Origin of the sequence: Roseibium sp. Sym1, from assembly GCF_027359675.1 — a bacterium.
Taxonomy (GTDB): domain Bacteria; phylum Pseudomonadota; class Alphaproteobacteria; order Rhizobiales; family Stappiaceae; genus Roseibium.
Genome location: NZ_CP114786.1, coordinates 4,181,360 through 4,195,121 on the forward strand (window position 1 = coordinate 4,181,360; position 13,762 = coordinate 4,195,121).

Here is a 13,762-nt window from a genome sequence, read left to right on the forward strand (position 1 = left end):
TTTTCACCTCCTACAAAAGCCGCATTTTGGGGAATGCACCAGGAGCTCGGCCAGAAAGCTGGACAGGCTTTCAGGCCTTGCCTATCTCTTTGCCATGACCCTACGAGCACAGCAGACATCCAATGACTACGGCATCGTCGTGGAACCCCTTTCCGGCGAGGTGATTGCCTGGCGGGGCGACGAGATGATCGCCCGCTCAAGCCGTGCCCGGGTGATGTACGAGACCAGGCTGCCGCCGGTGGTCTATTTCCCGGCCGAGGACATCCAGGCGGAGCTGGAACCGGCGCTGGACCACAAGACCTTCTGCCCGTTCAAGGGAACCGCTTTCTACAGCCATGTCCGTTGTGGCGGCGAGACACTGGAAAACGGTGCCTGGAATTACCCCAAGGCACTGCCGGAGGGCCAGGCGGTGGACGGTTGTTATGCCTTCATGCCCGGAGTCGCGACGCGGATCGAGCATCAGGGAGCCGCCATCGAGGCCCTGCCGACGGGCAATATCAGCGGACCTGTTGTCGACTGGCTGCTGCGGGAAGCCTGGCTGGCAAAGTCTCCGGAGGATCTGCTCGCCGCCCTGGGCGACAAGCTCGTGGAAGACGGTATTGCCGTTTGCAGGATGAGCATCCTGATCTGGTCCCTGCATCCGATGATCGCCGGACAGAACTGCATCTGGTTCCGCGGCAAGGACGAGGTTACCAGCCGCTACCCGTCCTATGACATCCTGGAAAGCCCGGTGTTCAGGGAAAGCCCGTTTCAGCATGTCGCCGACGGGCTGGGCGGCGTGCGCCAGAAACTGGACACCAATCCGGACGAGTTCAATTTCCCGATCATGGACGACCTGAAGGAGCAGGGCGTTACCGATTATGTCGCCATGCCGCTGCCGTTTTCAGACGGCCGCATCAACGTGCTGACGCTGGCGTCCGACGATCCGAACGGCTTCACGACTGCCAATCTTGGCCTGATCTTCGAATGTTCGGCACTGATCAGCCGGTTGTTCGAGGTGTTCGCGCTGACCTCAAACGCGACGTCGCTGCTGGAGACCTATCTCGGCAAGCGCACCGGCGCCCGGGTGCTGGGCGGCAAGATCCGGCGCGGGGACGGCGACGTGATCGACGCGGCGATCCTGTTCTGCGACCTGCGCCACTCGACGCGGCTCGAGACGGAACTCGGCCGTGAAGCCTATGTCACCCAGCTCAACCGGTTCTTCGAAGTGACCACGGAAATCGTCAACGCCCATGAGGGTGAGGTGCTGAAATTCATCGGCGATGCTGTCCTGGCGATCTTTCCGGCAAGCGCGGGTCACGAAGCCGCGTGTCGCAATGCCGTTGAGAGCGCCACCGAAATCGTTGCAAAGCTGAAGGCGCCAGATCCGGAGACCGACGACATTCCGATGGACTGCGCAATCGGAGTGGCCTTCGGCGAAGTCACCTACGGCAATGTCGGTTCAAGGGAGAGGCTGGATTTCACCGTGATCGGCAGTGCCGCCAACATCGCGGCCCGTCTCGGTGAACATGGCAAGGCTGCAGGATATCCGGTGGTGGCGACTTCGGAGGTTGCCCGGGCTTCGGGGTTTCAGGTGGAGAGCCTGGGCGCGGTCGACCTGCACAATGTGAAGGATCCGGTGACGGCGTGTGCGCTCACGGTCAGCGGCTAGCGTTTGCCTTCCCGCGAAGCCCTTCAGCGCAGGGCGTTTTCGCCGGCAAACCCGCCCATGGGCTGGTTGCGGACAAGGATCACCAGGCCTTCGTCCGTGGGCGCAGCGTCCTTCTCGGCAACACCGCCGTAATTGGCGCACAGCTCTTCGGCACTCTTCTTCTGCGCGGGCGTGAACATGGTGATGGCCTGGCAATCGACGCGGCGCAGCTCGCTGTCGGTTTTCACGCCCCCGGACATGGCGATGCTGACACCGACCAGAGCGATCGCGAGAGTGGAGGTGGCTGCAACAGTAATCGTCTTCATTGTCCCCGGTCCCATTTCCCGGCCCCGAACTCTTCAGGGGCCCCGTGATATGGACGGAGAATTGCGGAACACACCTGTACTCACCCTGAAATCCGCATTCACCTTGCGTTCAGCTTAGGCGATTCGTGCTTCCCTGCCGAGTTTTCGCCCCAATTCAGGCGATTTCGATTCGGGTTAACGTTGGATAAAGCGCAAGCCTAGGTGGTTTTGACGTTGGGACAATCCGGGTGGTGTCGTCCTGGAAAGCCAGGCGCGGCTGAAGGGGGATCCGGTTCCTGCGGTTTGTGATCGTAGACACACCGGTCAATGCGCTACCTTCCCGGCGTCTTCCCGGCCAAGCGCAGCGCGAGCCGAGACCGGGGAGCCTCATGCGCTGGCGGACAGACTCTTTACCGTCAAGAGACCTTGTCTCCCCGGTCCCGGGTCTTCGCTGCGCTGAGCTCGGGATGACGAAGGAGAGGTGGGGCGGCAAAACAAAAGGGGCGGAAAGACCGCCCCTTCCAAGAATGCCTACGTTGAAAACTGTGTTGAAAGCCTAACGCTTATGTAGTTGTATGCACAAATCGCTCGCGAATAAAAACGCATAAAATTGAAATTCTTATTGAACTATGAAGCATAAATCATACAAAAAGGAATTTGTTGTATTCATAATCCTATGGATATTATATTTTATATTAAGAGAAATGCTTCCTCCGTCCCATTATGGCGATAAGGCGTTTGTTATGCTGGTGATGGCTACTTTGTTCTTGTTTTTTGTTTTTGTTTTCAGAATCTTCAAAAATAAATAGATCGGGACTTCCTCCAATTATTCGTACATTGCGCAATGTAGCGAAGTCTCAAGATCGGAGCGACAAGGCCACGCAAGGAAAAGTACTTTATGAGTAAACGCCTGCGGTACCTCGACCCCGGCTTGCGCTCTGCCTGGCCGGCATGACGAACCTCTCAACTCGTCATTCCGGACAAGTGCAGCGTCGCTGCACGCTGATCCGGAATCCAGCGCGTCGGCGCGAGCCAATGCGAGCACAAAACCAACCAAGCACCTGAATTTATTGACAATGACGCGCCTCCGGCGCGGAGTATGCACTGGGTTCCGGATCTGGCCATGCAGCTGCGCTGCAGACCGTCCGGAATGACGGAGAAACTTTGTCAGCAAAAAGGGGCGGAAAAACCGCCCCTTGCACTCAATCGCTCAGAAACCGATTCCGGTTCAGGCGGTCTGCTGGCTGGTCTCGATGCCCTTTTCGGACATGAGGCCCTGCAGTTCCTGGTTCTGGAACATCTCGCGGATGATGTCGCAGCCGCCGACGAATTCGCCCTTGATGTAGAGCTGAGGAATGGTCGGCCAGTTGGTGAATTCCTTGATGCCGTTCCGCAGTTCGTCGTCTTCCAGCACGTTGATGCCTTTGTACGGCGCACCGACATAGTCGAGGATCTGCACGACCTGGCCGGAAAACCCGCATTGCGGGAAATTCGGCGTGCCTTTCATGAACAGCACCACGTCGTTGCTGTCGACTTCGTTCTTGATCCAGTCCTGGATGCTCATGTTGTCCGTCCTTTATCGTCTCTTTGCCGCCTATCTGGAGCGAACCGGCGGCAGAATCAAGGGTGCGCGCGCGCTGCGCGGCATCGTGTCAGCCGGTTTCGGCTCAGTCCGGCGCCTTGGTCTGCAGGGCGAGGGCGTGCAGCGTGCCGCCCATATTGCCCTTCAGGGCCTCATAGACCAGCTGATGCTGCTGGACGCGGCTCTTGCCCCGGAAGGCTTCCGACACAACGTTGGCCGCGTAGTGGTCGCCGTCGCCCGCCAGGTCACGGATCTCAACCTGAGCGTCGGGCAGCGCCTCCTTGATCAGGGTTTCGATCTCATTCGCGTTCATCGGCATCTTGCGTCCGTCCTTGTTATTAAGTTCCTGACAGGCAAGCGCCTTCAGGCGATCGCCATGTAGTTCGGGAACCAATCTTCGTGCGCTTTTTTCAAGTTTGCAACGGATATGGTGAGAATGCCCTCAACAGTCAAACTGTCGCCGCCCGTGGTGCCAATTTGTTGAACGTCGACACCGGCGTCCAGGATGTCTTCGACGACGGCCTCGACCTTGTCCTGGGCCACGGTGATCACATAGCGGCCCTGGTCCTCGCCGAAGAGCGCGGCATGGGCCGGACCTTCAACCTTCACCGTTGCGCCGATGCCACCGGCCATGGCCATTTCGGCGAGCGCAACGCCCAGGCCGCCGGAGGAAATGTCATGCACCCCGGTCACACGCGCGGCACCGATCAGCTGGCGGACCAGCGTGCCGTTGCGCCGTTCCGCGGCGAGATCCACCGGCGGCGGTGCGCCTTCCTCGCGGCCGAGAATGTCTGCGAGATACTGTGAGGCGCCGAGATGGGTGCCCGGTCCGCCGATGACGAGAATCGCATCGCCTTCACCGGCAAAGCTCGCGCCGGCGCGCACGGTGACGTCCGGCAGCAGGCCGACGCCGCCGATGGCAGGGGTCGGCAGGATCGCCTCGCCATGGGTCTCGTTGTAGAGCGAGACGTTGCCAGAGACGATCGGGAAGCTGAGCTCGCGGCAGGCCTCGCCGATGCCCTTGATGCAACCGACGAAGGAGCCCATGATTTCCGGCTTTTCCGGGTTGCCGAAATTGAGGTTGTCGGTCGCGGCCAATGGCTCGGAGCCGACGGCGGTCAGGTTGCGCCAGACCTCGGCAACCGCCTGCTTGCCGCCCTCGAACGCATCGGCCTCGCAGTAGCGCGGGGTGACGTCGACGGAGAAGGCAAGGCCCTTGCGGGTGCCTTCGACGCGGATGACACCGGCATCGCCGCCCGGTGTGGCCGCCGAGTTGCCCTGGATCAGCGTGTCGTACTGCTCATAGACCCAACGGCGGGAAGAGCCGTTGGCATTGCCGACCAGCGTCTTCAGCGCCCCGGCATAGTCCCGAGGCTCTTCGATCTCGGCTGCACTCAGGACCGGCCGTTTCTCCGGTTCGACCCAGGGACGGTCATATTCCGGGGCTTCGTCGCCCAGTTCCTTGATCGGCAGGTCGGCAACGATCTCGCCCTGGTGCTTGACCACGAAACGCAGCGTGTCGGTGGTCTTGCCGACAATGGCGAAGTCGAGGCCCCATTTCTTGAAGATCGCCTCGGCCTCGTGCTCCTTTTCCGGGCGCAGCACCATGAGCATGCGCTCCTGGCTTTCCGAAAGCATCATCTCGTAGGCGCTCATGCGCTCCTCGCGCACGGGCACCTTGTCGAGGTCGAGCTCAATGCCGAGATCGCCGCTGGCGCCCATTTCGACCGCCGAGCAGGTCAGGCCGGCCGCGCCCATGTCCTGGATGGCGATGACCGCTCCGGTCTCCATCAGTTCCAGGCAGGCTTCCAGCAGGCATTTTTCGGTGAACGGGTCGCCGACCTGAACCGTGGGGCGCTTTTCGTCGATCGTGTCGTCGAATTCGGCCGAGGCCATGGTCGCGCCGCCGACACCGTCGCGGCCGGTCTTGGCGCCGAGGTAAACGACCGGCAGGCCGACGCCTTCGGCCTTGGCCAGGAAGATGGCATCCGATTTTGCAAGACCCGCAGCAAAGGCATTGACCAGGCAGTTGCCGTTGTAGCGGGCGTGGAACTCGACCTCGCCGCCGACTGTCGGCACGCCGAAGGAGTTGCCGTAGCCGCCGACGCCGGAGACGACGCCGGACACCAGGTGGCGGGTGCGCGGATGGTCCGGCTCACCGAAGCGCAGGGCGTTCATGGCGGCGACCGGGCGCGCACCCATGGTGAAGACGTCGCGCAAAATGCCGCCGACACCGGTCGCGGCGCCCTGATAGGGCTCGATATAGGACGGGTGGTTGTGGCTCTCCATCTTGAAGACCACCGCCTGGCCGTCCCCAATATCGACGACACCGGCATTCTCGCCCGGTCCCTGGAGCACGCGCGGGCCTTCGGTCGGCAGGGTCTTCAGCCATTTCTTGGAGGATTTGTACGAGCAGTGCTCGTTCCACATGGCCGAGAAGATGCCGAGTTCGGTGAAGCTCGGCGTGCGGCCGATCAGCTCGAGGATACGCTCGTATTCATCCGGTTTCAGGCCGTGGGAAGCAATCAGGTCGGGCGTGATCTTGATGTCGTTCGGGATCATGTCGGTCCGGTATCTAGATGGCCGCTGCGGACGGGCCGCGCTGGCGCAGGCTGGCAGTGATGCCGCCCAATAGCAGATTGTCCGGGAAATGGGGAGCCTCGCAGGTCAAAGAAAATCCACAATTTGCAGCTCATCCAAGAGCTTTGGCAAGAATGTTGCCTGTATAGGCGGCATAGCCCAGCAGCATGAGCGCGCCTTCGCGGCGGCAGATACGCCAGCCGCTCATGGCGAAGACCAGCAGGGCGGCAGTCGCGCCGAGCAGTACCCAGATGTCGAGCCGCATGATTTCCTGAGGAACACGAAGGGGTGAGATCACTGCGGTCAGTCCGAGAATGCCCAGAATGTTGAAGAGGTTGGATCCCAGGATGTTGCCAAGCGCGATGTCCGTCTGGCGTTTCAATGCGGCCATGACCGAAGTGACCAGCTCAGGCAGTGACGTGCCGACGGCAACAATGGTCACGCCGATCACCGCATCGCTGACACCGGCTGCCTGGGCAAATTTTGTTGCTCCGCTCACCAGAAAATGGGCGCCTCCGAGAATCATGCCAAGGCCGCCGAAGGCCATGAGCAGATTGAGCGGCAGGTTTGATGGATTGGGTTCCGGGACAACGAGATCCGTTTCGCCGCGGTGCAGTTGTGCGGCGGGTGTCCTCCGGCCTTTTTCCATCCGGTAGGTGATCCCCAGGTAGACGGCAAGGGTCAGGATCAGTGCCAATCCGGCTTCCCGGCCGATAAGTCCGGTCAGGGCGAGCCCTGCAAAGGCAAGCGCCGCCAGGGCATTCGCGGGTCCGTCCCGCAGGAGCGCGGCCGGTTCGGCACGCAGCGGGCAGATCAGAGCGGTCAATCCCAGAATCAGCAGGATGTTGGCAATGTTGGAGCCCGCGACATTGCCGACGGCAATGCCGGGGGAGCCGTTCAGCGCCGCCAGGACACTGGTCATCAGTTCGGGTGTCGATGTGCCGAAGCCGACCAGCACCAGGCCGATCAGCAATTCGGAGATGCCGAAGCGCTGCGCCAGGCCAACTGATCCGCGCACGAGAAGGTCGCCACCTGCCACCAGAAGGACGAGGCCGAGCAGAATTACGAATGTTGTCATGTGAGACATCCAGAGGGAACGCGTCCGGCAAATGGGGGCCGGAGCCTGTGCATTCAATGGCCTGTGACCAGAGGTGGAAAACTTTTTCCGCATTCGTCGAAACACGAAAGCGGTACACGGAATTGACAGTCTGGCTGTCAAGATGTATATGACAGGTAGGCTGTCAATTAAGGGGTCGCAATGCAAGCCACCAAATCCTCTGAAGCCGCGGACCTGCGGCTGCTGATCGGCGAAGTCCGGAAAACCTTCCGGCTGATGGCCGGCCTGTCGGACCGGATGCTGGAGGCGCGCGGCCTGACCGCGTCGCTGCGGGCAATTCTGGAGTTTCTCGCCGAGGAGGGCTCGAGCCCGGTACCGAAAATGGCGGCGGCCAAGTCCATGACCCGCCAATCGGTGCAGGCGCTGGTCGACCGGCTGGACGCCCTGGGGCTGGTCGAAACAAGACCGAACCCGGAGCACAAGCGCTCGCAGCTGATTGCGCTGACCAAAGCCGGGCAGGCCGCGTTCCAGGCGATTCTCCTGGAAGAAAAGGACCTTCTGGTCCGGATTGCCAACGACTGGACGGACGGCGATCTGCAGGAAACCAGCCGGACCCTGCAGGTGTTTCAAACCCGACTGAACGACCTGAGGAGTGAGATCGATGCAAGCTATTCTGAAACAAACGCATGAGGGCAAATCCGACAGGCGCCGGAAAGGCCATCTGGTCCTGAAGCTCGTGGCCGGACTGGTGTGTGCCGCCGTAGCCCTGACCTGGTTCTGGACAACCACCGCGGTGGAGGTTTTTGAAGCGCCGGCGCTCCGGTTCTCCGACGCATTTGCCACGGTTCTGGTTCTGATGCTGCTGGCCTTCGGGTGCGGCACGGCTTTTCGCCTGGGGCGGGATCGTGACGACGCCTGACGCGGACCGTGAACCGGTGATCCGCGACCCTGTGATCGTCGGCCAGTTCCGGTGCCCCCGTGGCATGTTGGGAACGCTCGCCGGCTGGGTCATGGCCAGCCGGGCGTCCAATGTCGGTCGCAACCGCTGGAGCGTGGAGCTGCTCGGCCTCGCACCGGGTGCAAACGTTCTGGAGATCGGCTGCGGCCCCGGCATCGGCCTCGGGGCGGTTTTGGAAAACATCCCGGAGAGCCACGTGACCGGGCTGGATCATTCGGCTGTGATGATCAACCAGGCCGCCGGCCGTCACAGGGCGGCGCTCAAGGCCGACCGGCTTGAGCTCTGGCAAGGCACGCTGGAGAGCCTGCCGGCCGGGCCGCGCTTCGATGCGGCTTTCAGCTGCAACGTGCTGCAATTCGTGACGGACCGGGACGGATTGCTCACGGAGGTGAAAGCGCGTCTCAAGCCAGGTGGCGTCTTCGCCACCACCTACCAGCCGCGTGGCCGGTGTGCGACCTCCGAGGAAGGCCGGGCCTGGATCGGCGGCTTCGCCGAGGATCTCTGCGCAGCGGGGTTCAAGGATGTTGATGTTCGGGAAAAGCTGTTCGGCGAGATGCCGGCGTTTTGCGCCCTGGCTGTGGCTCCAGATGCACACTAGTCAGCTGAAACTACAGCGGAAATCTCACACACCACGTCATCCTGAGGAGGGCCGTCAGGCCCGTCTCGAAGGATCGGCCACATAGTCCGGTCCTTGTAGCCGGTCCTTCGAGACAGCGCTTCGCGCTTCCTCAGGATGACGTCGAGTTTGTGGTTGCCGCTGTTCAGCTGCTTGTCCCGACATGCGCTTCAAGCGCATCCGTCAGGCCCTTGCCGTAGAAGGTAATCTGCCTGCCGCTTCCGGATCCGGGCACCTGGACGTCGAGGCGATAGGCCTGTGTGAAATAAAGGTTGGTCCGCTGGCCGCCGGAGATCGCCGTCCAGGGGATCAGCAGGGGCCGATGCCCGATCCGGAAAGGAAGAATGGGCCGCATGTAGAGACCGGCGGGGGAAACCGAGACCGACAGGACATTCCGGTAGCTGGAAAACCAGCCGAACTTGGCGCTGGTCCAGTCCCAGTTTTGACCCGATGGCGGTTCCGTGGCCGGATAGTGCCGTGCCAGCGCGGCCCAGCCGGAGATGCGCGAGCTCAGGAAGACGATTGCCGACCAGAGCAGGCCGAAGGCCAGGAAGAAGCCCGGGATGATCATGGCGATGAGGCCGGTTTGTGTCATGTCGCTTGCCTTCCTGTCTGGGCAGCTGAAACTGTGCCGTAACCGGACGGTAGCCTAGCGCATCGGGGAGCGGCTTGAGAATGTGCGGGCCGAAATACCTCTTGCGGTCCGGCCGTCTCACTCGAAGCTGTCGTAACAGACGCAATGGTCGAGCAGCAGATCCTGCAGGATCTTGAGCCCCTTGGCGGTTTCCATATGGGTCATGGTGTTGGTCACGCCGATCCGGACCCGGTGGTAGACATTGCCGGACCGGCCGGCCTTGAATTCGTCCTCGTCGTCGATGAGCACGTTTTCCGAGGCGGCCGCCGCCTTGAAGGTACCGGAGAGCCAGGGTTCGGGCAGTTTCAGCCACAGGAAGGGCGCGTCGGGGGCCGCTTCCATCTCATAGGCGCCGAGATGCTCCTTAACGAGGACGTGGCGCGCGGCGATTTCTTCCAGGATTTTCGTGCGGAATTCGTCCGCGGCTCCCGAAAGAACGAGCCGGGCGGACAATTCGGCCAGCAGAAATGCGATCCCGCCGGTGAGCATCTTGTGGGCGGTATAGACCCGCTGGGCATGGGAGAGGGGGCTGGACACCCAACCGCCGCGAACACCCGCCGTCACGGATTTCGAGAGCGAGCCGACATGGAAGGTCCGCTCCGGTGCCAGTGCGGCGATGGGGGTCAGTCCGGTGGTCCGCAGGGAGCCATAGACCTCGTCCTCTATGATCCACAGATTGTGCTGACGGGCGACCGCCACAATCTCCTCGCGCCGTTGGGCCCCCATCATGCCTACCGTCGGGTTGTGCATGCTCGGCATCACGAACAGCAGCTTGGGGTGTTTCTGGGCGCAGACCCTGGCGAGATCCTCCGGCAGCGGTCCCTCGTCATCGCGCGCGACCTGGACCGGCCGGCGGCCGGCCAGCGCCCCGCCGCGGGCAATCGAGCTGTAGGTCAGGTTCTCGAAGGCGATCTGGTCCCCCGGGGCCGTGGTTGCGGCGATGATCGCCATGATCGCCGCCTGGGCACCGGTGGTCGGCACGATGCTGCCTTCCGAAGGCTCCCAGCCGCCACGCGCCAGCCAGAGGCGTCCGGCGCGGCGCCAGCCGTCCGGCACGGTGCGGGTGTAGCTGGCAATGTCATGGGCCGCTTCGCGCGTAATCTCGGAGGTCAGCCGGCAGATGGCCTCGGCCTGGCCGATTTCCGGGGCGGATGTGCTGTCGAAGCGGATCGTCTCCGGCCCGGGCACGGATATCCGCGTGCCGGCGAAGGCCGTGTCCTTTGGCACCGTCATGGCGCCCTGCAGCCAGGAGGAGGCCGGCGGAACCGTGGCGCCGCCCGGCGTCCGCGAGGCGCGGTCAAGGTCCGGCTTCGGGTCTTCTTCGAGCGCGGGCTCGTATGCGCTGCCAAGCACGAACGTGCCGCGACCGACCTCGCCGCTGACGAGACCGCGCTGGCGGATCAGCGCGTAGGCACGGCCGATCGTGCCCACCGTGACACCGAGGTCGTAGGCAAGATCGCGCTGCGGCGGCAATTTCGTGCCGGCCGCAAGAGTGCCGGTGGAAATGTCCTCGCCGATGCGGTCTGCCAAGCGGATATAGAGCGGCCCCTGGCCGTCGGGTATCTGCGGGTGCCAATTTGTCATGGTGACAATTTAGTATATTGCATCTCCGAATGAGTCAATTCATATGATTGTAACGCTACAATTTTCCAAATTGAGCATATTGTAACCCTTGAAAGGAAGGAAAATGAGTTCAATCGAAACAATAACGGCACGCCCGGTCGCAAGGCTGCGCCCCGGCCAGTCGCTCCTGAAGTTGCTGCTGGCTCAACTGCTCAAGTGGCGTCAGGCCCACCGGACCCGATTGCATCTGCTCGAATTGAGCGACCATGAACTGGAAGATCTTGGTCTTAGCCGGGCCGCCGCCCATGAAGAAGCCATGCGTCCGTTCTGGGACACGAGTGTCCTGAAAAAGGGCCGCTCTTGATGCGGGTCGCCTGAACCGGGGTCTGTCGGAAACCGGATGCCGGGACACTGACCCGTCATCGGTCCGGTTTCCCGCAGATCCCGGCCTAATTCTCCTTACAACGGCCCGCTTCCCCTGGCGGGTCCTTGCCGATGCCGGACACGGTGCAGCCCGTGTCCGGCATCTTTTTTTCACATCAGACAGCGCCGGTATATTCGCCGCGCGCCGACCATTTCCTGGAAATGCGGCCGAGATCGGATCTCGTCGGTCCAAACGGTCATGGCCGCCTTTCCCGGCATTTTATCTACGACGTCAGATGGATATTGAACTTGTTGCCATCCGGATCGCGGAAATAACCGCCGTAGAAGTTGCGTCCACGCGGTCCGGGCGAGCCTTCATCGGTGGCGCCGAGGCGCAATGCGAGAGCGTGTATTGCGTCAACCTGCGAGCGCTCCTTCGCTGCAAGCGCTATCATTGTGCCGTTCCCGAAGGTTGCGACTTCGCCATCGAATGGACGCGTCACGACTATCATGGGTGAGTTTTCCCCGAAGACATAGCCGATCATGGTGTCCAGGCTGTAGGCGCGCGCGCCGTTCAGAGCTCCGAACAGCGCATCGAAAAATGAGGCAGCCGCGGTCAGGTCGTTCGACCCGATGGTGATGTAACCGATCATTGGATTGTTTCTCTTGCATGAGCATAAACGCGCCTCCGGGGGGAGGCGTTGTTCAGATCTTTCAGAAGATCTTTCGGGGTGGCTCAAGCAATCATGTCTTTGAGGTAACCGAACCAGGCCCTCGGGTCAATCCGCCGACCGCTCAAGTCAAAAGTGACTGCACCACCATCATTGATCGATCGAAGTTGCCGCGCGATGCACGAATGGCATCGGATCCGACTCAAACCGCGCCGGTGTACTCGCCGCGCGCCGGATAGTCGTTCTTCTGCACGAAATCGAGCGCGCCGACCATTTCCTGGAAATGCGGGCGCACGAACGGCATCGTCTGGACGGATGCGAAATAGAGCGTGCCATCCGGCCTGACCAGGAACACGCCCGGCTCGGAAAACAGCGCCGGTTCCTCGATGCCGATCGAGGTGGTGCCGCGGCTCGTGGAGATGAAGAGACCCCACTCCCGCGCGACGCCCAGCGGAAGGCCATGGCCGAAGCGCAGGTCCGGGTAGCCGACCTTGTCCGCCATTTGCCGGGCGCGGTCCTCGCCATCGGACGAAATCGCGATCGTCTTGACACCCTTCCCGGCGAAGTCCGGGGTCAGGCGGCCAAGTTCCTTCAGATAGGTGGCGCAGATCGGGCAGTGCAGGCCGCGATAGAACACGACAAGCGTCGCGAATCCGGCGCCGTCTGCGGCAAGATCGAATGATCCGTGGTCGAGCGTATCGACGCTGAGATCTGGAACCGGCTGGCGTGGAACAAGCATGATTTACCTCATTTCATTGGAGCAAGGGATTCTTTTCCCTTGCGGATGTCCTTAAGTTAGTGAACGCTTGTGACAGAAACATTCTAAAAAGATGATCTGGAGTACGGAAAATGCCGGTTGCCTATCGCACATCCTTCAATGGCAGGCTCGACCGGCTGTCCTCGCTGATCGACCGGCTGCGGGTCAATGTTTCCAATGCCCCGGTGGGAGGCAAGGACGGGAAGGAAGCCAACCTGAGGATCTACCAGGCGGAAGACGGCAGTTTGCGCCTGGTATTCTGTCCCTCCCGGGAGGACGGGATCCGTGACTGCGACGGCATGGGGCCGGAGGCGGCGGAAACCACGCTGGTTGGCGCCCGGATCACGATCACGGGCATCGGCAGGCAGCTGATCAATGCCCTGCCGGATTGCATCTCCGTTCCGCTTGCCGAGGAACCCTACCTGAACGCCGTCGTCACTCCCCTGATCGAGGAGGTGACGCAGCCCCGTTGCGGCGGGCAGGCGGCGTTTCAGCGCCTGTGCGAGGTGGTGGTGATCCGGCTACTGCGCCACGCCATGGAGGAGGGCAAGGCGGATACCGGGCTCCTGAACGGGCTCGCCCATCCGCGTATCGCCGCCGCGCTGGTGGCGATCCACGAGGCGCCGGGCGAGCAATGGACGCTGGAAAAACTGGCGACAACTGCCGGCATGTCGCGGACCCAGTTCGCCGTGACCTTCAAGGAACTCGTCGGCACGACGCCGATGGGCTACCTGTCGGGCTGGCGGCTGGACATTGCCCGGGCGGAACTGGAGGCCGGGCGGCAGGTGAAGGCGGTCGCAACCTTGTGCGGCTTCTCCAGCCCGGCGGCGTTTTCCCGGGCCTTCGCCCGGCGTTTCGGCCATTCGCCGAAGAAACGGCCGGTGGAGGCTGCGTAAAGAGACGGAAGCTTTCAGGCTTCCCTCCTCGTCATGCCATGGCTTGACCCGCTGCTGTCCGGATAAGCAGGAGCCTCTTCGCGCAAACAAGCTTCGCCGCTTGTTCCGGTCTCCCCCCTAGTGGGGCAGGGCAATCGCACTTGACCAATA

The 13,762-nt window shown here is 62.0% G+C and carries 15 protein-coding genes; 6 read left to right on the forward strand and 9 right to left on the reverse strand.

All coding sequences use genetic code 11. The annotated features are described in order from the left end of the window. Positions 1-94: 94 nt before the first annotated feature. Complete coding sequence (locus tag O6760_RS18970; protein ID WP_269581275.1) at positions 95-1,651, forward strand: DUF427 domain-containing protein; 1,557 nt, start codon at positions 95-97, stop codon at positions 1,649-1,651. A gap of 23 nt (positions 1,652-1,674) precedes the next feature. On the opposite strand, the gene O6760_RS18975 is transcribed toward O6760_RS18970, so the two are convergent. The 5 genes from O6760_RS18975 to O6760_RS18995 form a co-directional block, all read right to left on the reverse strand. Next, positions 1,675-1,956, reverse strand: a complete 282-nt coding sequence (locus O6760_RS18975) for an antitermination protein (protein ID WP_269581276.1) — start codon at positions 1,954-1,956, stop codon at positions 1,675-1,677. A gap of 1,207 nt (positions 1,957-3,163) precedes the next feature. Continuing rightward, the gene (gene grxD / locus O6760_RS18980; RefSeq protein WP_269581277.1) at positions 3,164-3,499 is read right to left on the reverse strand and encodes a Grx4 family monothiol glutaredoxin; all 336 of its coding nucleotides are present in this window, start codon (positions 3,497-3,499) and stop codon (positions 3,164-3,166) included. A gap of 103 nt (positions 3,500-3,602) precedes the next feature. Next, on the reverse strand, positions 3,603-3,836 hold the full coding sequence (locus O6760_RS18985; RefSeq protein ID WP_248159460.1) for a BolA family protein: 234 nt from the start codon (positions 3,834-3,836) through the stop codon (positions 3,603-3,605). A 44-nt stretch (positions 3,837-3,880) separates the two neighbouring features. Beyond that, the gene (gene purL / locus O6760_RS18990) at positions 3,881-6,079 is read right to left on the reverse strand and encodes a phosphoribosylformylglycinamidine synthase subunit PurL (protein ID WP_269581278.1); all 2,199 of its coding nucleotides are present in this window, start codon (positions 6,077-6,079) and stop codon (positions 3,881-3,883) included. 130 nt (positions 6,080-6,209) lie between these two features. Further along, positions 6,210-7,175 carry a calcium/sodium antiporter gene (locus O6760_RS18995; RefSeq protein ID WP_269581279.1) on the reverse strand — a complete coding sequence of 322 codons (966 nt, stop codon included), beginning with the start codon at positions 7,173-7,175 and terminating at the stop codon, positions 6,210-6,212. Positions 7,176-7,355: 180 nt separating this feature from the next. Between O6760_RS18995 and O6760_RS19000 the strand changes: the two genes are divergently transcribed. The 3 genes from O6760_RS19000 to O6760_RS19010 are packed head-to-tail and all read left to right on the forward strand — an operon-like array spanning position 7,356 to position 8,710. After that, a complete protein-coding gene (locus tag O6760_RS19000; RefSeq protein ID WP_269581280.1) occupies positions 7,356-7,844 on the forward strand; it encodes a MarR family winged helix-turn-helix transcriptional regulator in 489 nt (162 codons plus the stop codon). Further along, complete coding sequence (locus tag O6760_RS19005) at positions 7,816-8,073, forward strand: hypothetical protein (protein ID WP_269581281.1); 258 nt, start codon at positions 7,816-7,818, stop codon at positions 8,071-8,073. The genes O6760_RS19000 and O6760_RS19005 overlap by 29 nt, the downstream gene beginning before the upstream one ends. Next, a complete protein-coding gene (locus tag O6760_RS19010) occupies positions 8,060-8,710 on the forward strand; it encodes a class I SAM-dependent methyltransferase (RefSeq protein WP_269581282.1) in 651 nt (216 codons plus the stop codon). The genes O6760_RS19005 and O6760_RS19010 overlap by 14 nt, the downstream gene beginning before the upstream one ends. Before the next feature lie 163 nt (positions 8,711-8,873). Here the strand turns inward: O6760_RS19010 and O6760_RS19015 are convergent, their stop codons facing one another. Together O6760_RS19015 and O6760_RS19020 are read right to left on the reverse strand one after the other, a co-directional pair. After that, complete coding sequence (locus O6760_RS19015; protein WP_269581283.1) at positions 8,874-9,323, reverse strand: hypothetical protein; 450 nt, start codon at positions 9,321-9,323, stop codon at positions 8,874-8,876. A gap of 117 nt (positions 9,324-9,440) precedes the next feature. Beyond that, positions 9,441-10,946 (reverse strand): aminotransferase-like domain-containing protein, encoded by a 1,506-nt coding sequence (locus tag O6760_RS19020; protein ID WP_269581284.1) that lies wholly within the window; start codon positions 10,944-10,946, stop codon positions 9,441-9,443. Between the two features lie 103 nt (positions 10,947-11,049). On the opposite strand from O6760_RS19020, the gene O6760_RS19025 reads away from it, so the two are divergent. Further along, the gene (locus tag O6760_RS19025; RefSeq protein ID WP_269581285.1) at positions 11,050-11,289 is read left to right on the forward strand and encodes a DUF1127 domain-containing protein; all 240 of its coding nucleotides are present in this window, start codon (positions 11,050-11,052) and stop codon (positions 11,287-11,289) included. Between the two features lie 283 nt (positions 11,290-11,572). On the opposite strand, the gene O6760_RS19030 is transcribed toward O6760_RS19025, so the two are convergent. After that, complete coding sequence (locus tag O6760_RS19030; protein ID WP_269581286.1) at positions 11,573-11,941, reverse strand: VOC family protein; 369 nt, start codon at positions 11,939-11,941, stop codon at positions 11,573-11,575. 220 nt (positions 11,942-12,161) lie between these two features. After that, on the reverse strand, positions 12,162-12,698 hold the full coding sequence (locus O6760_RS19035; protein ID WP_269581287.1) for a peroxiredoxin-like family protein: 537 nt from the start codon (positions 12,696-12,698) through the stop codon (positions 12,162-12,164). A gap of 110 nt (positions 12,699-12,808) precedes the next feature. Here O6760_RS19035 and O6760_RS19040 point away from each other — a divergent pair, with 110 nt between their 5' ends. Further along, the gene (locus O6760_RS19040) at positions 12,809-13,612 is read left to right on the forward strand and encodes an AraC family transcriptional regulator (protein WP_269581288.1); all 804 of its coding nucleotides are present in this window, start codon (positions 12,809-12,811) and stop codon (positions 13,610-13,612) included. Positions 13,613-13,762: the final 150 nt, after the last annotated feature.